This is a genomic window from Hydrogenophaga sp., assembly GCF_011772445.1.
Classification (GTDB): domain Bacteria; phylum Pseudomonadota; class Gammaproteobacteria; order Burkholderiales; family Burkholderiaceae_C; genus Hydrogenophaga.
Window position 1 is genome coordinate 226,201 of record NZ_WVZN01000017.1, and the last position, 19,084, is coordinate 245,284.

Below are 19,084 nucleotides of genomic sequence, written 5' to 3' on the forward strand. Positions count from 1 at the left end.
GCTTGCGTAGCCGCGCGCGGTACGCGGTTCCCTTGCCCTTTCGACGCATCAGACTTCGTTGAGCTCTCCGCGCTCGGCCACGCCGCTTGCTCGGCGGGTGCGGCCCGCGCCGCGCAGCAGGGCCACCAGGGCGCGCGCGTCGGCAGGCGCCGTGTCGCCCCGCCACACCACATGCTGGTCGGGACGGCACATCAGCAGGGCGTGGCGGTACTCGGCCGGGCGTTGCGGCTCGCCGGAGATGTCGAGCACCTGCAGCGGCAGGCCCGCTTCGGCGGCCGCATCGGTCAGGGCTTGCACGTTCGCGCCCGCCTGGGTGACCAGCAGCGTGTAGCCCTCACCGAAGGCGTCGTAGAGCGAGCGGCCATCGGCCAGCCAGAAGTGGGGCGCGCGGCAGCCTGGAACGGTGGAGGGCGTGAAGTCGCCCATGGTGTAGGCGGGCGCTTCTTCGCCGTCGGCCGCGATGATGGGCGAGCCCGTGTAGTAGTAGCCGTAGTTCAGGCCCGCGCAGCAGAACTGCTGCACGTTGAGCTGGTAGGCCTCGTCGCCGATCAGGGCGCGCGCGGCCTCGCCGTTGGCGTCGGGCGCCTCGATGTTGGCCGGCACCGCGCTGCGGGCCTTGATCATCTTCTGCGCGTGGTCCATGGCGAAGCGGGACACCTGCTCGGTGATGGGCTGGCGTTCGGCCTCGTAGGCGTCGAGCATGGCCGCATCGGCCCAGCCCTGCACCTGCGCGGCCAGCAGCCACGAGAGGTTCAGCGCGTCGGCGATGCCGGCGTTCATGCCGTAACCCGCGTAAGGCACCCAGAGGTGAGCGGCGTCGCCGGCGATGAACACGCGCCGGTCGCGGAAGCGGTTGGCCACGAGGCGGCGGCCCACCCAGTCTTCCTTGGAAATGATCTCGTAGTCGAAGTCCGCGCCCACGCCCAGGATGCGGCGGATGCTCTGGTCGCGGTCCACCGAATCGAATTCGGTCTCTTGCGGGTTGAGGTGGTTGTGCACCAGCCAGGTCTCCTGGCCGTCGATGGCGAAGACCGTGCCGCAGCGTCGCGGGTTGACCGAGTAGTAGCACCACGCGGGCTTGCCGGGCAGGCGCTGCAGCAAGTCCTTGGCGCGGATGTAGGTGGACTGCACGCGCTGGATGACGGCCGTGCCTTCGAATTGCGCGCCGATGGCCTTGCGCACGCCGGAGGCGCCACCGTCGCAGCCCACCAGGAAACGGGCGCGGACCGTTCGTGTCGTGCCGTCGTCCAGGCCGCTGAGCGTGGCGGACACGCCGTCCCCGTCCTGCTCGAAGCCTTCCACGCGCGTGCGGTTGAGCAGGGTGACGTTGGGCAGCGATGCCGCGTGCTCCAGCAGGATGGGCTCGAGGTAGATCTGGTTGATGCGGTGCGGCGGTTCGGCCGTGGGCCACCAGGTGTCGGGCCCGCCGTTGTCGGTGAAGCGCTCCAGGCGGTTGGGGATGGGGATGCGCGTGAGTTCGATGCCCGTCATCGCGGTGCGGAACACCACGTCGTTGGGGTGCTCGTCGGGCAGGCCGGCCTGGCGCAGCTTGTCGGCCACGCCGAGCTGGCGGAAGCGCTCCATGGTGCGCGAGGCCACGTGGTTGCACTTCACGCTGGGCGGCTCCTTGTAGGCGCGCAGCTCGGCGATGGTGACGCGCACGCCGCGCCCGGCGAGGTCCATGGCGAGCGTCAGGCCCACGGGGCCGGCGCCCACGATGAGCACGTCGGTGCGGGTGTCGATCGGTTCTGGCATGGGAGAGGAGGGGCTCATTCGAGTTTGATGCCGGCGGTGCGGATCACCTTGGCCCATTTGGTGGTCTCGGACTTGATGTAGTCGCCGAAGGCCTTGGGTGTGCTGGGCGCGGGCTCCACGCCCAGGCCGCGGATGGTGGCCTGCGTGGCCGGGTCGTTGAGCGCGTCGGCCAGCGCCGCGTTGAGCTTGGTGACGACGGCGTCGGGCGTGGCGGCGGGCGCGACGATGCCGAACCAGCCCACCGACTCGTAGCCCGGCAGGCCGGCTTCGGCCACGGTGGGCACGTCGGGCAGGGCGGGCACGCGCTTGTCGCTGGTGACGGAGAAGGCCTGCAGCTTGCCCGCGCGGATGTGCGGCAGCGCGGCGGGCAGGTCGGTCACGGCCAGCGGGATCTGGCCGGCCAGCGCGTCCACGGCGGCCGGGCCGGAGCCACGGTAGGCCACCTGAACGATCTTCGTGCCCGCCATCTGGTCGAACAGCGAGGCCGTGAGGTGCATGGCCGTGCCGTTGCCGCCGTGGCCGATGGTGAGCTTGCTCGGGTCGCGCTTGGCCAGGGCGATGAGCTCGGCCTGCGTGCGCACGCCCACCGAGGGGTGACCCACGAAGACGAAGGGAATGACCGCGACCAGCGAGACCGGCTTGAAGTCCTTGATCGGGTCGTAGGGCATCTGCGGGTAGAGGCTCACGTTGGCCGAGAGCGCGCCCGCCGCGCCCAGGCCCACCGTGTGTCCGTCGGGCTCGGCCTTGGCCACGGCGGTCAGGCCGATGTTGCCGCCCGCGCCGGGGCGGTTCTCGATCACCAGCGGCTGGCCCAGCTTCTCGCTCACGCGCGGCGCGATGGCGCGCACGATGGCGTCGGCGCTGCCGCCGGGCGGGAAGGTGACGATCACGCGGATGGGCTTGGTGGGCCAGGCGGCGTCCTGGGCCAGGGCGGGGCTGGCGAAGGCGAACAGCGTGGCGCCGCCGAGGGCCGCGCACAGTGCGCGCCGAAGGAAGGGGAACTTCATCGACTTGTCTCCTGGTTCTGGGGGTGGATATCCGACCGCCATTCAACCCGCTCCGTATTCATGCGTAAAGCGAAACTTATCGAACGATTTATCATTTCAACTCATGAATAACGACAGCCGCTTCATCCCCAGCATGCGCCAGTTGCGCGCCTTCGCGGCCGTCTACCACCTGCGCAAGGTGAGCGCGGCGGCCGAGCAGCTGTCGGTGACGCAGTCAGCGGTGAGCCTGTCGCTGCGGCAACTGGAGGACGGCCTGGGCGCGCGCCTGTTCGACCGCACCACGCGCACCCTGCAGCCCACGCAGGCCGCGCACGAGGCCATCGTGCTGGCCGAGCGCATCCTGCGCGACGCGGAGGCGCTGGGGGCGGGCACGCTGGAGCTGTCGCAACTGCGGCGCGGGCGCGTGAGCGTGGCCGTGACGCCCACCTTGGCCGAGCTGCTGTTGCCGGCGGCGGTGGTGCGCTTTCGTGAGCGGCACCCGGGCATCCACGTCGACATCAACGACTGCGCGCCCGACCAGTTCGTGGCGCGCGTGGTGGGCGAGCAGGTGGACTTCGGCATCGGCGTGCCCGAGCAGGCGGGCGCCGACGTGGACACCGACACGCTGGTGCGCGACCACCTGGCCGTGGTGTGCCCCGCCGGGCACGCGCTGGCCGGGCGCGCGCGCCTGCGCTGGGCGGACCTGGACGGCCACCCCGTCATCACCGTGCGCCCGGGTTACGGCGTGCGGCCGCTGATCGACGCCAGTGCGGCGCGCGCGGGGGTGCGGCTGCGCGTGGTGCACGAGGTGACCTTCCTGTCCACCGCGCTGTGGATGACGCGGGCGGGCATGGCCATCGCGATCATGCCGGCGGCCTACGCGCGCGCGGCGCGGCCCGAGGAATTGGTGGTGTTGCCGCTGACCGGCCCACGGGTCTCGCGCGACATCTGCATCGTGACCAAGCGAGGGCGGGCGCTGTCTCTATCGGGGCAGGCGCTGGTGAAGGAGATCAGGGCGGCGTTGCGGGCGTAGTGGTTTCTTCCGGCACGCTGCCGGGGTTGGCTGGCGCCGGTCTACAGTTGTCTGGGCACCGCGTTTGCCGGTGCAGGCCGCTTCACGGGAGATTCTTCATGGCCCCACCCGCACCCCAACCCCGCACCGAACACGACGCCTGGGGCGAGATCACCATCCCCGCCGGCGCCCCCTGGGGCGCACAGACCCAGCGCGCCATCGGCCACTTCGCCATTTCCACCGAGAAGATGCCGCCCGAACTGATGCACGCGCTCGCGCTGATCAAGCGCTGCGCGGCGCGCGTGAATGCGTCGCTGGGCATGCTCGATCCCGCCGTGGCCGATGCCATCGCGCAGGCCGCCGCCGAGGTGGTGGATGGGCGTTGGGCCGAGGCCTTCCCGCTGTCGCTGTGGCAGAGCGGCTCGGGCACGCAGAGCAACATGAACATGAACGAGGTGGTGGCGCACCGCGCTTCGGCCCTGCTGGGCCGCGAGGTGCACCCCAACGACGAGGTCAACCTCGGCCAGTCGTCCAACGACACCATTCCCACCGCCATTCACGTGGCCGCGTTGCTGGGCGTGGAGCGTTCCTTGCGTCCGGCGTTGCGCACCCTGCGCGATGCGCTGGCCGCCAAGGCCGAGGGCGTGCGCGACGTGCAGAAGACCGGCCGTACCCACCTGCAGCACGCGCTGCCGCTCACCCTGGCCGATGAATTGCTGGCCTGGGTGGCGCAGCTCGATCAGGCCGACGCCGGGCTGGAGCCCGCGCTGCGCGCCGTCCAGGGCCTGGCCATCGGCGGCACGGCGGTGGGCAGTGGCGCCAACGCCCACGCCGATTTCGGCCAGCGCATGGCCGAGGCCTTGAGCGAGGTGACGGGCCTGCCCATGCGCCGCGCCGACAACCCCTACGCGGCCCAGGCCGCGCACGACGCCCTGCTGCAACTGCACGCCGCCTTGCGCGTGCTGGCGCTGGCGCTGTGCAAGATCGCCGACGACCTGCGCTGGGAGGCCAGCCCCGGCATGGGCGAATGGCGGCTGCCGGCCAATGAGCCCGGCAGTTCCATCATGCCGGGCAAGGTCAACCCCACGCAGTGCGAATCGCTGACGATGGTGTGCGCGCAGGTGATGGGCAACGACGTGGCCATCGGCGTCGGCGCCACGCTGGGCCAGTTCCAGATGCACGCGGCCAAGCCGCTGCTGGCGCACAACCTGCTGCAGAGCATTCGCCTGCTGGCCGGTGGCATGCGCAGCTTCGAGGAGCACTGCGTGCGCGGCATGGAGCCCGATCGCGAGCGCATCGCGGCCACGCTGTCGCCCGCGATGCTGCAGGCCACGCTGCTGGCCAAGCACATCGGCCACGAAGAAGCCGCCGTGCTGTACCGCGAGTCGCAGGCCTCGGGGCGGCCGCTGCGCGAGCTGGTGCTGGAACGCCAGTTGGCCAGCGCCGAGCAGTTCGATGCCTGGGTGCAGTAGGCCGGCTCAGACCTTCTCGACCACCAACGCGATGCCCTGGCCCACGCCAATGCACATGGTGCACAGCGCGTAGCGGCCACCCGTGGCGTGCAGGCGGTTCACCGCCGTGGTGACCAGGCGCGCGCCGCTGGCGCCCAGCGGGTGGCCCAGGGCGATGGCGCCGCCCCAGGCGTTCACGCGCTCGTCGTCGTCCTTCAGGCCCAGCAAACGCAGCACCGCAATGCCCTGCGCCGCGAAGGCCTCGTTGAGTTCGATCACGTCCATCTGCTCCAGCGTGAGGCCCGTGAGCGCCAGCACCTTCTGCGTGGCCGGCGCCGGGCCGATGCCCATCACGCGCGGCGCCACGCCGGCCGTGGCCATGCCCACCACGCGCGCCTTGGGCGTGAGGCCGTTCTTCGCGGCGCTCGCCTCGTCGGCCAGCAGCAGCGCGCAGGAGCCATCGTTGACGCCACTGGCGTTGCCGGCGGTCACGCTGCCTTCGGGCTTGACCACGCCCTTCAGTTTGGCCAGCGCTTCCAGGCTGGTCTCGCGCGGGTGCTCGTCCTTGTCGACGATGACGGGATCGCCCTTCTTCTGCGGGATGGTCACGGGCACGATCTCGCGCGCCAGGTGCCCGGCCTTCTGCGCGGCCACGGCCTTGAGCTGGCTGGCCAGGGCCATGCGGTCCTGCGCCTCGCGCTCGATCTGGTGATCGACGGCCACGTTCTCGGCCGTCTCGGGCATGGAGTCCACGCCGTACTGCGCCTTCATCAGCTTGTTGACGAAGCGCCAGCCGATGGTGGTGTCGTACACCGCGTTGGCGCGGCTGAAGGCGCTCTCGGCCTTGGGCATGACGAAGGGCGCGCGGCTCATGCTCTCCACGCCGCCCGCGATCATCAGGCCCGCTTCGCCGGCCTTGATGGCGCGCGCCGCGCTGCCCACGGCGTCCATGCCCGAGCCGCAGAGGCGGTTGATGGTGGCGCCGGGTACGTCGATGGGCAAGCCCGCCAGCAGCGCGGCCATGCGCGCCACGTTGCGGTTGTCCTCGCCGGCCTGGTTGGCGCAGCCATAGAGCACGTCGTCCACGCCGGCCCAGTCCACGTTCGGGTTGCGTTCCATCAGGGCCTTGATGGGAATGGCGGCGAGGTCGTCGGTGCGCACGCTGGACAGCGCGCCGCCGTAGCGGCCGAAGGGGGTGCGGATGGCGTCGACGATGAAGGCTTGGCGGGTGGTCATGGTTTCTCCGGGAAAGTGAATTCGTTCAGGCGGACGTTGCCGGGGCGGCGATCGGCAGTCCCACGAGGCGCTGCAGTTCGTCGAGCGACAGGCCCTCGACCGCGTCGATCAGGCGCAGGCCTTGCGGCGTGCATTCGAGTGTGGCCAGGTCGCTGTAGATGCGTTTGACGCAGCCGATGCCGGTGAGGGGGTAGCTGCACTGCGGCACCACCTTGCTCGCGCCCTGCTTGGTCAGCAGGTCCATCATCACCCAGGTCTGCTTGGCGCCGATGGCGAGGTCCATGGCGCCGCCCACGGCCGGGATGCTGCCGGGTTCGCCCGTGCTCCAGTTGGCCAGATCGCCCGTGGCCGAGACCTGGAAGGCGCCGAGCACGCAGATGTCGAGGTGGCCGCCGCGGATCATGGCGAAGCTGTCGGCGTGGTGGAAGAAGGCGGCGCCGGGCAGCAGCGTCACCGGCTGCTTGCCGGCGTTGATGAGGTCGTAGTCCTCCTGCCCCGCGGCGGGCGCGGGGCCCATGCCCAGGATGCCGTTCTCGCTGTGCAGGATCACCTCGATGCCCGGCGGCAGGTGGTTGGCCACCAGCGTGGGTTGGCCGATGCCCAGGTTCACGTAGGCGCCGTCGTGGATGTCCTGCGCGACGCGCTTTGCGAGTTCGTCTTTTGTGCGTCTCAGGTGGCTCATGCCGCCTCCTTGAAGCCGCCGGCCTGCGTGGCCACGCGCGCGATCTTCACCACCGCGCTCACGTGGATGCCCGGGGTGACGATGGTCTCCGGGTCCAGCGTGCCGAGTTCGGCGATGTCGAACACGCTGGCCACGGTGCGCTTCGCGGCGGTGGCCATCACCGGGCCGAAGTTGCGCGCGGCCTTGCGGTAGGTGAGGTTGCCCCAGCGGTCGCCGCGCTCGGCCTTGATGAGCGCCACGTCGCCGTGGATCGGGTACTCCAGCACATAGGGGCGGCCGTCGATGACCCGCGTTTCCTTGGGCGAGCCATCGGCGTGCTTCGCCAGTTCGGTGCCGAAGCCCGTGGGCGTGAAGAAGGCGCCGATGCCCGCGCCCGCCGCGCGCAGCCGCTCGGCCAGGTTGCCCTGCGGCACCAGTTCGAGCTCGATCTTCTTCTCGCGGTACAGGCCGTCGAAGACGTGGCTGTCGGCCTGGCGCGGAAAGCTGCAGATGATCTTGCGCACGCGCCCGGTCTTGAGCAGCGCGGCCAGGCCGTGGTCGCCGTTGCCGGCGTTGTTGTTCACCACGGTCAGATCACGCGCGCCCTGGTCGATCAGGCCCTCGATCAGTTCGTTGGGAATGCCGGCGGTGCCGAAGCCGCCGATGAGCACGGTGGCGCCATCGCGTACGCCGTGCAGGGCCTCGGCCACCGAGGGGGCGATCTTGTTGATCACGGGCTTGTCTCCGGACGGGAAGGGGCAGGGGACTTGTTGTGCCGATCGATGAATGTTCTAATGACGAACACTTGTTCGATTGACGAATCATTCTAGTCGCCCAGGGAAGACCATGGCAACCCACGCCCGTCGCGCACCCGACGCGCCAACCCCCGGCGACGGCTATGTGCAGTCCTTCGCGCGCGGGCTGGAGGTGATCCGCTCGTTCAGCGCCGAGGCGAGCGAGCAGACCCTGTCGGAGGTGGCCGCGCGCAGCGGCCTCACGCGCGCCGGGGCGCGGCGCATCCTGCTCACGCTGCAGACGCTGGGCTACGTGGAGGGTGACGGCAAGCTCTACCGCCTGACGCCGCGCATCCTCGACCTGGGCTTCGCCTACCTCACGTCCATGCCGATCTGGAACCTGGCCGAGCCGGTGATGGAGCGCCTGGCCGACGCGGTGGGCGAGTCGTGCTCGGCGGCGGTGCTGGACGGCAGCGACATCGTCTACGTGCTGCGCGTGCACACGCACAAGATCGTCTCGCTCAACCTCAACGTGGGCACGCGCCTGCCGGCGTACTGCACCTCGCTGGGCCGCGTGCTGCTCTCGGGGCTGGACGACGCCGGGGTGAAGGCGCGGCTGAAAGCCAGCGATATCCGCGCGAACACGCGCCACACCGCCACCCGGCCGGCCGACATCCTGGCGCGCGTTCAGCAGGTGCGGCGGCAGGGCTGGGCGCTGGTGAACCAGGAGCTGGAGGAGGGTCTGATTTCCATTGCGGCGCCGGTGCGCAACCGGGGCGGCGCGGTGATTGCGGCGCTCAACGTGTCGGGGCAGGCGAACCGCACCTCGGCGACGGTGATGAAGGATCAGCTGTTGCCGAAGCTGCGGGCGGCGGCGGATGAGGTGTCGGCGCTGTTGTTGCGGTCGGGGCGGGGGTGACCCTGTCCTGGCCGACGCCGGCCTAGCGCCCGGCGCGCTGCCACCAGTGCAGCAGCCGGTGTTCGACCATCAGCAGGATGCGGTTCAGGCCGTAACCCAGTGCGGCGAGCAGGAAGATGGCCCCGTACATGTCGCCCGGCCGCATGGCGTACTGCATGGTCATGATGTAGTAGCCGATGCCTTCGGAGCCGGCGATCATCTCCGCGACGACGCTCACGATGAGCGCCAGCGCCAGGCTGGTGCGCAGGCCCGCCAGGATGTAGGGCAGGCTGGCCGGCAGCACCACCATGGCCAGCGTGCGCCAGCGCCCCACCTGGAAGGTGCGCGCCACGTCGAGCGCGATCGGATCGACCGCGCGCACGCCACTCACGGTGTTCACCAGCACCGGGAAGAAGCAGGCGAATGACACGGCGAAGACCTTCATCGCGTGGTCGATGCCCAGCAGCAGGATCAGCGGCGGCACGATGGCCGGCATCGGAATGGGGCGCAGCAGCTCCACCAGCGGGCGCAGCGCGGCGTCCGCGAGCGGGAAGCTCGCCATCGCCAGGCCGAGCAGCACACCGATGGCCGAGCCGATGGCAAAGCCCGCCGCCATGCGCCACAGGGTCGAGCCGAACACCTGCGCCAGCTCTCCGCTGCCCAGCCCCTCGGCGATCGCCTTCAGGATGTCCGTCACGGGCGGCCAACTGCTGCTGGACACCCAATGCACCGCGGACACCTGCCAGAGGACCAGCAGGAACACCAGCAGCAGCACGCCCCAGAACCGATGCGGAAGGGCGCGCATGGGGTCAGGTCTCGTGCACCACGCGGCCGTCCACCGCCGTCGCGAGCACGCGAGCGTCGCGCAGGGCCTCGGGGTCGCAGGCGACAGGGTCCACCGAGAGCACGGTCCAGTCGGCCAGCAGCCCGGGGCGCAGCATGCCGCGCTCGTGCTCGCTGAAACTCACGTACGCGGCATCGCGCGTGTAGAGCGCCAGCGCTTCTTCGCCGCTGACCGCTTGCAGGCGGCCCACCGGTTCGTCCGTGCCGGCAATGTGGCGTGTGCGGGCCTGCCACAAGCCCAGCAGCGGCTGATACGGCGTCACGGGCGAGTCGGAGCCGCCCCCCACCACCACACCCGCGTCGATCCAGCTGCGCACGGGCGTGGCCAGCGACATGAGCACGGTGCCGAAGCGCTGGACCAGCAGGGGCCCGAAGGTGTATTGCATCGAGCACTGCGTGGCCACGGTGATGCCCATGCGGGCGGCCTCGCGGATGTTGCGCGCTTCCGGCCACAGGTACGCGTGGATCAGGCTGAAGCGCAAGGGGCGCAGGGGAATGTCCTTGTCGATTTCGGCGAACACCTCCAGGGCGATGTCGATGGCCTTGCCACCCACCACGTGCACGCCCAGCGACCAGCCCTGCCGCGCGCAGGCCCACGCGATCTGTCGGAAGGACTCGGTCGGGGTGACCTGGATGCCGCAGTTGCAGCGCTCGTCCGGGTAGGGCTCGCGCATCAGCGCCGTGCCGAGCGAGGCCCCGCCATCCAGGAAGAGCTTCACGCCCCCCAGTTTCAGGCGCGCGTCGCCGAAGCCGGTGGCCAGGCCGGCCTGCGCGATGCGGTCGAGGTTGGCCTGCAGCGGCAGGCTGGAGTCGGACAGCGGCATCAGCACGCTGCGCACCGACAGCTCGCCGCGCTGCCACAGCGTCTGGTACAGGCGCATCATCTCCGGCGTCACGCCCGGGTCCATGATGCCCGTGAGGCCGGCGGCGTGGTACGTGCGCTGCATGTCGCGCAGCGCGTCGAGCTGCTCGTCCAGCGAGCTCGGCGGCACCAGGCGCGCCACCATCTCGAAGGCCGGTGGCTCGAGCAGCACGCCGGTGGCGTGTCCATGTTCGTCGCGCTCGATGCGCCCGCCGGGCGGATCGGCTGTGTCGGGGCCAATGCCGGCCAGGCTCAGGGCCAGCGTATTGGCCACGGCCGCGTGACCGATGCGTGGCAGGTACACCGGCCGGTCCGCGCAGGCCGCGTCCAGTTCCTGCCGCGTCGGGTAGCGCCCTTCACGCAGGCTCACCACGTGCCAGCCACTGCCGCTCATGATCCAGGGCTTGTGCGGGTGGCGCCGGGCGTAGGCGCGGATCGCCTCCTGCACGTCGGCGATCGAGCGGGCGGGCGCGAGGTCCACCAGCCGCGTCTGGATCGCGGTCCATTGCATGTGGTTGTGGGTGTCGATGAGGCCCGGCACCACGGTGCCCGTCGGGTAGTGAATCTCACGCGGGGCCGCACCCAGCGCGGCGCGGGCCTCGTCGCGCGTGCCCACCGCGACGAGGCGCGCGCCCTGTACCGCGAGCGCCTGCGCGCGCGGCCGGGCCGGGTCCATGGTCACGATGTCGCCCGTGACGAGCACCTGTTCCTGCGACGCCATCGGCAGCTCAGCGCGAAGCCTGCAGGGCCGTGCGGTGAAGAATGGACCCGGGGTCGAACTCCCCTTCCAGCAGGCCGTTGCGCCGCATCTGCTCGACCACCGGGTTCAGGGCGGCGGGGTCCACCACCTTCTCGAATGCCGCCATCGGCAGCTTCGCGATCACCTGCGGCGGAATGCGCGTGTAGCCGGAGATGAGGTTGAGCAGCTCCTCGGATTTCAGGTTCTGGTTCACCCAGTCGACCCCTTTCTGGTACGCGCGCACCCAGCCGTCGATGAGCTGCGGGTTCTGCTGGATGTAGGTCCGGCTCGCCACGTACTGCGCGGCGGGCAGGCGCTTCTGAACCTGGATGTACGGATAGCCCACCACCTGCATGTCATTGGCCACGGCGCTCGAGACGAAGGGCTCGACGGCAAACGCCGCGTCGACCCGGTCGCCGCGCACGGCATCCACCATCTGCGGGAACGGCACCTCGAGGTAGGTCACCGCGTCGGGGTTGCCGCCGGTCGCGCGCACCCAGGCGCGCGCATACAGCCAGATGATGTTGTTGCGCGTGTTCACCGCGATGCGCTTGCCCTCCAGGTCCTTGCCTGTCTTGAAGGGCACGCCCTTCTTCGCGATCAGCGCGGCCTGGTCCGGCGGGGCGTCGCCGGTGGTGCTGGCCGGCGCAATGATCTGCAGGCCCAGGCCCTGCCTGGCCGCCTGGATGGTCGAGACCACGTTGCTGAAGACCACCTGCACCTGGCCCGCGGCCAGCGCGGGGATGCCGGCCGCGCCGCCTTGCGTGGGCGTCGTGTCGACCTCGATGCCCTCGGCCGCGAAGTAGCCCTTGGCCATCGCCACCTGCAGCGGGGCGATGTCGATGATGGGAATCGTGCTGACCCTCAGCCTGGTCGTGGCCTGGGCGCGCACCCGCTGGCTGGCCAGACCGAGTGCGCTGACTGCCAGGGCGGCGGCGGCCGTGCGCCGGTTCAGAGTGGGCTTGCTCATCGTGACTTCTCCTTGTGGGGGTGGGTGCAAACGGGGCAGAGGGAGGTGATCGGTCAGCCGGCGCGCGCGCCGGACCAGTGGATCGCGCGCCGCTCGATGCGCACGAACACCTCGTTGAGCGCATAGCCCAGCAAGGCGAGGATGACGACCCACGCGTACATGTCGACGACGCGGAAGGAACGCTGCAGATCGATGATCAGGTAGCCGATGCCGCCGGTGCCGGCCATCATTTCGGCGATCACGACCAGCACCAGCGCGATGCCCAGGGCGACGCGCATGCCCGCCAGCACGAGCGGCATGGCCGACGGCAGCACCACCTTCCAGAGCAGGGCCGCGCGCGAATGCTGGAAGGTGCGGGCCACGTCCACCATCACCGGATCGACGCCGCGCACGCCCTGGATGGTGTTGATCAGCACGGGAAAGAACACACCCAATGCCACCGCCGTGATCTTCATGGCGTCGCCCAGGCCCAGGAACAGCATCAGCGGCGGCAACAGAGCGGGTTTTGGCAAGGGGCGCAGCACCTCCACGAGGGGCTCCAGCAGGCCATGGACCCGGGGGGACCGTCCCATGAAGACCCCGGTGCCGATGGCCAACACGCAGCCGATCGCGTAGGCGATCGCGAGCAGGACCATCGTGCGCCCCAAGGGTTCGAACACGCTGCCGGCGCTCACGACGGCGATGACCCGCAGCGCCACGGCCGATGGCGGTGGCACCAGCACGGCATTGACCCAGCCGGAACGCGTGCCCAGTTCCAGCAGGAGCACGAGCGACAGCAGGACCGCGGGCCCCAGCCAGGCTTTCAGCCGCTGGCCATCGGGCGCTGCGGCGCTCATCGGATCGCTCATGCCCTTCGCCCCAGAAGCGCGGCGAGCAGCGCGTGCCGCAGCTCCAGAAAGCGCGGCATCTGCGGGGTGTCGAGGCGGTCGCGCGGTCGGGGCAGCCCCGTCTCCAGCACCTGGACCACGCGCGCGGGCCGCGAGGAGAGCACCGCGACGCGGTCGGCCAGGAACACCGCCTCGTCCACGTCGTGCGTGACGAGCACCGCCGTGAAACCGTGCTTCTGCCACAGGTCCTGCACGATGGCGTGCAGTTCCAGCCGGGTGAGCGCGTCCACGGAGCTGAAGGGCTCGTCCATCAGGAGCACCCGCGGCTGCGCGGCCAGGGCCCGGGCGATGGTCACGCGCTGCTGCATGCCGCCCGAGAGTTGCGCGGGGTAGTGGTCGGCGAAGTCCGCCAGCCCCACCATGTCGAGGTAGTGGCGGCTGCTGTGGCGCGCTGCGGCGCGGCGCATGCCCGGGCGGTGCTCCACCGCGAACGCGACGTTGTCGAGCACCGTGCGCCACGGAAACAGCGATTTGCCGTACTGCTGGAAGAGGTAAACGATGCCGGGCGGCGGCGCGGTGACCGCCTCGCCATGGAAGCGCACGCTTCCCCGCGTCGCTGGCGTCAGCCCGGCGGCAATTTGCAGCAGCGTGGACTTGCCACAGCCGGAGGGGCCGACGATGGCCAGGAACTCGCCCTCGCGCACCGAGAGATCGATGCTTCCCAGGGCCTCCGTCTGGCCGCCGTCCTGGGCGAAGGTCTTGCCGACGCCCGCGAGCGCCAGGCAGGGCGGGCTGACCACGCGCGCGTCCATCTCAGCGCGCTCGCGGCACGGGCGGCGTCCGCGAGTCGAGGCGCCTGGGCGTCGCGCCGGTTGGGGTCGAGGGACTCTGCGGGACGTGCATGGCGGTTCACCTTTCGCTGAAATGTATACTGTTTTGAAAATTTGTGTACATTTTTTCAATGAACATCCACAGCACCGTCCTCATGCAGATGAGGGACCTGATCCTGCGCGGCGAATTCGCCCCGGGCATGCGCCTGACCGAGAAGTTCCTGGCCGAGCGGCTCGACGCCTCGCGCACCCCGGTTCGTGCGGCCCTGGTCAGCCTTGAACAGGAAGGGCTGGTCGAGCCGAAGGACACGGTGGGCTATGTCGTGCGGCAGTTCACCGTGCAGGAAGTGGCAGACGTGATCTCGGTGCGCGCGCACCTGGAGGGGATGGCGGCCCGCCTGGTGGCCGAACACGGGCTCAGCCGCCAACTGGCGCGGGACATGCAGGCCTGCCTGGATGAAGGCGACAGCGTGGTGGCCGTGACCAGCCTGCAGGTGGACGACTACGCGCGCTACGCGGCCATGAACGACCGCTTTCACGATCTGTTCGTCGAGGCCTGTGGCAACCGCGCGCTGCAGCGCGCCATCGCCCTCAACAACAAGCTCCCCTTCGCGGCGGCCAGCGCCTTGCTGCCCATTCAAGGCGCCCTGGCCCTGGACCGCGATTCGATGATGTACGCGCACCGGCAACACCACATGCTGTTCGACGCGCTCGCGCGAGGGGAGAGCGCGCGCGCGCAAGCGCTGGCCACGGAGCACACGGAGACCGCGCGGCACAACCTGCAGAAGGCGCTGGAGCACCGCGACGAAGGGGCGCCGGTGCCGCAAGCCCTCAGGCTGGTGGTGGGGATGTGAGCTCGGCGAGGCCCGTCCCGCGGCGATCCTCAGTACACGTAGACCGCGCCCCGGTGCAAGACGCTGTTGTCCGCCTGGTTGCCGCCGATGCCGGTGCTGTTGCTGCCTTCGGCGGGCGCGCCGACGGCCAGGGTGTGGCCATCGCTCGTGAGCGCGATCGACCAGCCGAAAAGGTCGCCCTGGCCGGTGTTGCTGGCCTTCAGGTACTGCGCGTGCACGAAGCGGCCGCCCTGGAGGCGGTAGACGTGCGCGGCACCGGCCCAGCTGAGCCGGGCCTGCGCAGGGTCGGCTCCCGGGCCGGTACCGGCACTGGCGTCGCCGATCTCGCCGATGGCCAGCTGGGCGCCATCGGGGGTCAGCGCCAGGGCGTGGCCGCCGAAATGCCGCCGGTCATGCACCTGGGGCGCGGTGATGGTCTGCGCCAGCGTGTAGCCCTCGCTGCCTCGGCGAAACACGTAGACCGCACCCGCACTGGTTTGGCCCTCCACCCCCCGAAACCGCTCGCCGATCACCACGGTGGCGCCGTTGCCGGAGATGGCCACCGCGCTGCCGAACCAGTCGTCGGCCATCGGCAGGGGCGCCTTGAGGTACGCGCGCAGGCGCCAGGCACCGGCTTCGGCGTCGAATGCGTAGACGAAGGCCGCGCCCGCGTGGCGCCGGCTGGTGTCGCCTGGGTCGTCGGGCAGGGCGCTGCTTTCGTGCCGCGCGCCCACGACGATGGTGCTGGCGTCTGCCGAGACCTCCAGCTGCCCCGCAAACCGGTCGCCCGGTTCGGGGTTCACCGGCGCCACCGTGTGCTGCAGTGACCAGGCGCCCCCCTGCCGGCGGTACACGTGAAAGCGCCCGGGCGCGTGCTCGGCGGGTTCCCCCACCACCGCCACGGCGCCATTCGCCGAGGCACTCACCGCGCTGCCGAAACGCCCCCGCGCCAGCGGCGCCGGGGGGCGCCAGGTGTCGGCCAGCGTCCAGGCGCCAGGCGTGGAGACGAAGCGCTGCACCAGGCCGGCGTCGGGCAAGGCGGCGTCGCTCCCGGGCAAGCCCACGAGCAACTGGTCATTCGCGGTGAAGGCGGGCGCCGGCGCGTCGCGCCAGCCGAAGGGCAGGGTCTGCACCCACGACCACCCACCCTGGCCGCGGCGGAACAACTCCACGGCCGAGGACTGGCCGACCGCCAGGGCCTGGCCATCGGGGGAGAAGGCGATGGTGCGGCCGAAGCTCCAGTCGGCCGAGCCGGCGCTGCGCTTGAGGTAGACGACGCCTTGCGGCGACGCAGTGCCGTTGGCATCGGCGCTCGTTTCGGAACCACCGCCACCGCAGCCGGCCAGTGCCGTGCCGGCGATGAGGGCGGCCATCGCCACCGCGTCTGTTCGGCGGACGACGGTCCGCTGGGTTTCCGCCATGTGAATCTCCCTGTGGCGCGTGTGCATCAACAGGCGATCGCCCGGCAATTGGCGGTCCTCCCCGCCCGGCGACCGCGTGGGCGCCGGGTGGCCAGGCGCTCAGGGCAGCAGCACCCGCCGCGGCGCCTGCCCGAACTGCTTCGCGAACATCTTGCCGAAGGCGGATGCGCTCGCGTAGCCGAGTTCGTCCGCGAGCTGCCCGATGTTCATGCCCTGGTCGCTCAGCGCGAAGGCCCGCATCAGCCGCGCCTGTTGACGCCAGCGGTGCAGGCTGAGCCCGGTCTCCTGCGGGAACAGGCGGATCACGCTGCGCTCGGACAGGCCCACCTGGCGCCCCAGTTCGGCGATGGAGCCCGCATGGCCCGGGTCGTCGATGAGCAACTGGCACAGGCGCGCCAGGCGCTTGTCCGTGGGCAGCTTCAACGACAGGGGCCGGGGCTCCAGCCGGCCCACCTCGTCCACGATGAGCTCCATCAGGCGCGCGTCGGCGCTGTCCAGTGCATAACGCGGCGGGATCAGCATCGCGCGCAGGATGAGCTCGCGCAGCAGCGGCGTGATCGCCAGCACCTGGCAGCCGCGCCCCTGGCCCGTGACCGTGCCCGGCTGGAAGTAGAGCGTGCGCATCTCCACCTCGGTGTCCATGTGGATCTGGTGCACCGCCTGCGCCGGCATCCACATGCCGTGGCTGGGCGGAAGGGTCCAGATGAAGCCGTTGGCGCGGATCGTCATCACGCCGCGGATGGCGTAGATGAGCTGGTCGCGCGCGTGCAGGTGCGGCGCAATCTGCGTGCCGGCCGCGTCGGAACGCGCCAGCGCCGCGACGGGGCGCGGCACCCGGTTGGCGGCCAGCGCACCGGCGCTGGGGCCGCGCGACGGCCGGCTGGCAAGCTTTGGCGGTTTTGGACGCATTTCTGGCGGCGTTGAATTTTGCCGGCACAGCTTAACCGCCGATGATCGCGGCCATGCACAACAAGTCCACCCAGGCCCTGCTCAACATCGGTCACGCCATGGACCACATGATGCTGCTGATCTTCGCCACGGCGGTGACCAGCATCGCCAGCGACTTCGGCCTCGCGCGCTGGGAAGACCTCATGCCCTACGGCGTGGCGGCCTTCTTCTTCTTCGGCATCGGCTCGCTGCCCGCGGGCCGGCTGGGCGACCACTGGGGGCGCCGTCCCATGATGCTGGTGTTCTTCTTCGGCATGGGCGCGGCCTCGCTGCTGGTGGCGGCCACGAACACGCCGATGCAGATGGCGCTGGCGCTGGCGCTGCTCGGCGCCTTCTCGTCCATCTACCACCCGGTGGGCATTCCCATGCTGGTGCAGGGCGCGCCGCGCCCGGGCTGGACCATCGGTGTCAACGGCCTGGTGGGCAACCTGGGCGTGGCCTTCGCCGCGGTGCTCACGGGTTTTCTCGTCAAGTACACGGGCTGGCGCATGGCCTTCGTGGTGCCGGGGCTGATCTGCCTGGCCTGCGGGGTGGCCTTCGCGCTGGTCGGCACGCGCGAAACCGCGGCGCCCGCGAAAAAGAAAAGCAGCGGGCACCCGCCGTCGGGCATGCCGCTGGCGCGGCTCTTCCTCATCATGACCATGGCGGCCACCAGTGGCGGCCTGTTGTTCAACCTGTCGACCAACGCCAACTTCGAGCTGCTGACGGACCGCCTGCGCGAGGTCTCGCAAGACCCGGCGCGCATCGGCACCTTGCTGGCGCTGGTCTACACCGCGGCCTCGGTCACGCAACTGGTGGTGGGCTACCTGATCGATCGGCACTCGCTCAAGCGGCTCTACATCGGCGTGATCACACTGCAGGCGCTGCTGCTGGCGCTGGCCACCACGCTGGACGGCTGGGCCTTCCTCTTCATCCAGCTGCTGTTCATGTCGGCCATCTTCGGCGCCATTCCCTTCACCGACGCGATGATCGTGCGCTTCGTGGACGACGGCATGCGCTCGCGCGTGGCCGGCATGCGGCTGGCCGTGTCGCTGGGCGCGAGTTCGGTGGCGGTGTGGGCGATCGGGCCGGTGGTCAAGGCGGCCGGCTTCACCGCCCTGCTGGGCGTGATGGCGCTGACCTCGGTGGTGACGCTGCTGGTGCTGACGCAGTTGCCGCGGACGCCGGCGCCGGCTGCGGCCACGGCCTAGAACGCCAGGTGACGTGAGCCCGCCTCCACCCAGGCCACCGCCGCCAGCGCTTCGCTGTCCACGTCCACGCTGAGCACCGTCACCGCGCAGGCCTGGCCCGAGACGGGCAGGGTGGTGGTGCGGCGCCCGGGTGTGGTGCCCGCCTCGAACAGGCCGGGTTCGATCGACAGCCCGCTGCCCACCGCCTTCAGCACGGCTTCCTTGCGCGTCCAGCAGCGCAGGAAGGCGCGCAGCCGCCCGGCCGCGGGCACCGCCTGCAGCTCGCCGCACTCGGTGCGGGTGAAGTTGCGCTCGGCCAGCGCCATCAGGTCGTCCATCTCGCGCGGCACCTCGATGTCCACACCCAGCGGCAGGGTCCCGCCGATGCCGATCAGCGCCCAGCGCCCGCTGTGGCTCATGTTGAAGGCCGGTGCGCCGGGCAGGTCCAGACGGGGTTTGTCGTGGCTGCCCGCCGCGAAGCGCAGCGCCGCGGGCGCCACGCCGGTGCGCTGCGCGAGCAGGTGGCGCAGGGCGGTGTGGCTGGCCCGGTAGCGGTGGGCGTCCCGCTCGAAGTGGAAGCGCGCGGCGCGGGCGCGCTCGACCCCGTCCAGCCCGTCGCCGGGCGCGGGGGCCCCGCGTTCGGCCGCCTCGGCCAGCAGATCCACCAGCCACAGCTCGATGCCGGGTGCCTGAATCGCTGCGTGTTGATCAATCCGCATGTTCGTTACACGCCGATGCGTGAATATTTACTACCTATTCGGGCCCGGCGCCCTTCTAATCGCCTGCCGGGTCTTCCGCGCATCCAGTACCGGGTATGTGTGACCTGGGTCATTTGACCATTTCTTCATTCGTAGCATCCTCTTGGCAAATGCCTCCTACCCGTATGGGAGCGAATGTGATGAATGGCAC

At 70.5% G+C, this 19,084-nt stretch carries 18 protein-coding genes; 5 read left to right on the plus strand and 13 right to left on the minus strand.

Going from position 1 to position 19,084, the window contains the following annotated elements:
* Window positions 1-48: 48 nt before the first annotated feature.
* Window positions 49-1,755 carry an FAD-dependent oxidoreductase gene (locus tag GTO19_RS07910; protein WP_291020061.1) on the minus strand — a complete coding sequence of 569 codons (1,707 nt, stop codon included), beginning with the start codon at window positions 1,753-1,755 and terminating at the stop codon, window positions 49-51.
* Between the two features lie 14 nt (window positions 1,756-1,769).
* Window positions 1,770-2,762, minus strand: coding sequence for a tripartite tricarboxylate transporter substrate binding protein (locus GTO19_RS07915; protein ID WP_291020064.1), 993 nt, complete (start codon window positions 2,760-2,762; stop codon window positions 1,770-1,772).
* A gap of 103 nt (window positions 2,763-2,865) precedes the next feature.
* Between GTO19_RS07915 and GTO19_RS07920 the strand changes: the two genes are divergently transcribed.
* Window positions 2,866-3,774: a LysR family transcriptional regulator gene (locus GTO19_RS07920; RefSeq protein ID WP_291020065.1), complete on the plus strand. Its 909-nt coding sequence runs from the start codon at window positions 2,866-2,868 to the stop codon at window positions 3,772-3,774.
* Between the two features lie 98 nt (window positions 3,775-3,872).
* Entirely contained in the window at window positions 3,873-5,225 is a 1,353-nt protein-coding gene (locus GTO19_RS07925; RefSeq protein WP_291020066.1) for a lyase family protein, read from the plus strand.
* Window positions 5,226-5,231: 6 nt separating this feature from the next.
* On the opposite strand, the gene pcaF is transcribed toward GTO19_RS07925, so the two are convergent.
* From pcaF to GTO19_RS07940, 3 genes are read right to left on the minus strand one after another with little or no spacing between them, the layout of a single operon-like run.
* The gene (gene pcaF / locus GTO19_RS07930) at window positions 5,232-6,440 is read right to left on the minus strand and encodes a 3-oxoadipyl-CoA thiolase (protein WP_291020067.1); all 1,209 of its coding nucleotides are present in this window, start codon (window positions 6,438-6,440) and stop codon (window positions 5,232-5,234) included.
* A 25-nt stretch (window positions 6,441-6,465) separates the two neighbouring features.
* Entirely contained in the window at window positions 6,466-7,122 is a 657-nt protein-coding gene (locus tag GTO19_RS07935) for a 3-oxoacid CoA-transferase subunit B (RefSeq protein ID WP_291020068.1), read from the minus strand.
* Window positions 7,119-7,835, minus strand: coding sequence for a 3-oxoacid CoA-transferase subunit A (locus GTO19_RS07940; protein WP_291020069.1), 717 nt, complete (start codon window positions 7,833-7,835; stop codon window positions 7,119-7,121). The genes GTO19_RS07935 and GTO19_RS07940 overlap by 4 nt, the downstream gene beginning before the upstream one ends.
* A gap of 112 nt (window positions 7,836-7,947) precedes the next feature.
* Here GTO19_RS07940 and GTO19_RS07945 point away from each other — a divergent pair, with 112 nt between their 5' ends.
* Window positions 7,948-8,754: an IclR family transcriptional regulator C-terminal domain-containing protein gene (locus tag GTO19_RS07945; RefSeq protein ID WP_291020070.1), complete on the plus strand. Its 807-nt coding sequence runs from the start codon at window positions 7,948-7,950 to the stop codon at window positions 8,752-8,754.
* Window positions 8,755-8,776: 22 nt separating this feature from the next.
* On the opposite strand, the gene GTO19_RS07950 is transcribed toward GTO19_RS07945, so the two are convergent.
* From GTO19_RS07950 to GTO19_RS07970, 5 genes are read right to left on the minus strand one after another with little or no spacing between them, the layout of a single operon-like run.
* Window positions 8,777-9,538, minus strand: a complete 762-nt coding sequence (locus tag GTO19_RS07950; protein ID WP_291020071.1) for an ABC transporter permease — start codon at window positions 9,536-9,538, stop codon at window positions 8,777-8,779.
* A 4-nt stretch (window positions 9,539-9,542) separates the two neighbouring features.
* On the minus strand, window positions 9,543-11,159 hold the full coding sequence (locus GTO19_RS07955) for an amidohydrolase (RefSeq protein ID WP_291020072.1): 1,617 nt from the start codon (window positions 11,157-11,159) through the stop codon (window positions 9,543-9,545).
* Between the two features lie 7 nt (window positions 11,160-11,166).
* Window positions 11,167-12,147: an ABC transporter substrate-binding protein gene (locus GTO19_RS07960; RefSeq protein WP_291020073.1), complete on the minus strand. Its 981-nt coding sequence runs from the start codon at window positions 12,145-12,147 to the stop codon at window positions 11,167-11,169.
* Window positions 12,148-12,200: 53 nt separating this feature from the next.
* Window positions 12,201-12,995: an ABC transporter permease gene (locus GTO19_RS07965; protein ID WP_291020074.1), complete on the minus strand. Its 795-nt coding sequence runs from the start codon at window positions 12,993-12,995 to the stop codon at window positions 12,201-12,203.
* Window positions 12,992-13,774, minus strand: coding sequence for an ABC transporter ATP-binding protein (locus GTO19_RS07970; RefSeq protein ID WP_291020075.1), 783 nt, complete (start codon window positions 13,772-13,774; stop codon window positions 12,992-12,994). The genes GTO19_RS07965 and GTO19_RS07970 overlap by 4 nt, the downstream gene beginning before the upstream one ends.
* Before the next feature lie 161 nt (window positions 13,775-13,935).
* Between GTO19_RS07970 and GTO19_RS07975 the strand changes: the two genes are divergently transcribed.
* Window positions 13,936-14,658, plus strand: coding sequence for a GntR family transcriptional regulator (locus GTO19_RS07975; RefSeq protein ID WP_291020077.1), 723 nt, complete (start codon window positions 13,936-13,938; stop codon window positions 14,656-14,658).
* Window positions 14,659-14,687: 29 nt separating this feature from the next.
* Here GTO19_RS07975 and GTO19_RS07980 read toward each other — a convergent pair whose 3' ends face one another.
* Together GTO19_RS07980 and GTO19_RS07985 are read right to left on the minus strand one after the other, a co-directional pair.
* Complete coding sequence (locus GTO19_RS07980) at window positions 14,688-16,058, minus strand: FG-GAP repeat protein (protein ID WP_291020079.1); 1,371 nt, start codon at window positions 16,056-16,058, stop codon at window positions 14,688-14,690.
* A 99-nt stretch (window positions 16,059-16,157) separates the two neighbouring features.
* The gene (locus GTO19_RS07985; protein ID WP_291020081.1) at window positions 16,158-16,892 is read right to left on the minus strand and encodes a helix-turn-helix domain-containing protein; all 735 of its coding nucleotides are present in this window, start codon (window positions 16,890-16,892) and stop codon (window positions 16,158-16,160) included.
* Window positions 16,893-17,020: 128 nt separating this feature from the next.
* Here GTO19_RS07985 and GTO19_RS07990 point away from each other — a divergent pair, with 128 nt between their 5' ends.
* Window positions 17,021-18,196, plus strand: a complete 1,176-nt coding sequence (locus GTO19_RS07990; RefSeq protein WP_291020083.1) for an MFS transporter — start codon at window positions 17,021-17,023, stop codon at window positions 18,194-18,196.
* Here GTO19_RS07990 and GTO19_RS07995 read toward each other — a convergent pair.
* The gene (locus GTO19_RS07995; RefSeq protein WP_291020085.1) at window positions 18,193-18,894 is read right to left on the minus strand and encodes a 4'-phosphopantetheinyl transferase superfamily protein; all 702 of its coding nucleotides are present in this window, start codon (window positions 18,892-18,894) and stop codon (window positions 18,193-18,195) included. The two genes, GTO19_RS07990 and GTO19_RS07995, sit on opposite strands and share 4 nt — an antisense overlap.
* Between the last annotated feature and the right edge of the window lie 190 nt (window positions 18,895-19,084).

Bases quoted from the DNA above. Each gene is read 5' to 3' on its own strand.
- GTO19_RS07910 (WP_291020061.1), bottom strand. From the start codon at position 1,755: ATGCCAGAACCGATCGACACCCGCACCGACGTGCTCATCGTGGGCGCC.
- GTO19_RS07915 (WP_291020064.1), bottom strand. From the start codon at position 2,762: ATGAAGTTCCCCTTCCTTCGGCGCGCACTGTGCGCGGCCCTCGGCGGC.
- GTO19_RS07920 (WP_291020065.1), top strand. From the start codon at position 2,866: ATGAATAACGACAGCCGCTTCATCCCCAGCATGCGCCAGTTGCGCGCC.
- GTO19_RS07925 (WP_291020066.1), top strand. From the start codon at position 3,873: ATGGCCCCACCCGCACCCCAACCCCGCACCGAACACGACGCCTGGGGC.
- pcaF (WP_291020067.1), bottom strand. From the start codon at position 6,440: ATGACCACCCGCCAAGCCTTCATCGTCGACGCCATCCGCACCCCCTTC.
- GTO19_RS07935 (WP_291020068.1), bottom strand. From the start codon at position 7,122: ATGAGCCACCTGAGACGCACAAAAGACGAACTCGCAAAGCGCGTCGCG.
- GTO19_RS07945 (WP_291020070.1), top strand. From the start codon at position 7,948: ATGGCAACCCACGCCCGTCGCGCACCCGACGCGCCAACCCCCGGCGAC.
- GTO19_RS07950 (WP_291020071.1), bottom strand. From the start codon at position 9,538: ATGCGCGCCCTTCCGCATCGGTTCTGGGGCGTGCTGCTGCTGGTGTTC.
- GTO19_RS07955 (WP_291020072.1), bottom strand. From the start codon at position 11,159: ATGGCGTCGCAGGAACAGGTGCTCGTCACGGGCGACATCGTGACCATG.
- GTO19_RS07960 (WP_291020073.1), bottom strand. From the start codon at position 12,147: ATGAGCAAGCCCACTCTGAACCGGCGCACGGCCGCCGCCGCCCTGGCA.
- GTO19_RS07965 (WP_291020074.1), bottom strand. From the start codon at position 12,995: ATGAGCGATCCGATGAGCGCCGCAGCGCCCGATGGCCAGCGGCTGAAA.
- GTO19_RS07975 (WP_291020077.1), top strand. From the start codon at position 13,936: ATGAACATCCACAGCACCGTCCTCATGCAGATGAGGGACCTGATCCTG.
- GTO19_RS07980 (WP_291020079.1), bottom strand. From the start codon at position 16,058: ATGGCGGAAACCCAGCGGACCGTCGTCCGCCGAACAGACGCGGTGGCG.
- GTO19_RS07990 (WP_291020083.1), top strand. From the start codon at position 17,021: ATGCACAACAAGTCCACCCAGGCCCTGCTCAACATCGGTCACGCCATG.
- GTO19_RS07995 (WP_291020085.1), bottom strand. From the start codon at position 18,894: ATGCGGATTGATCAACACGCAGCGATTCAGGCACCCGGCATCGAGCTG.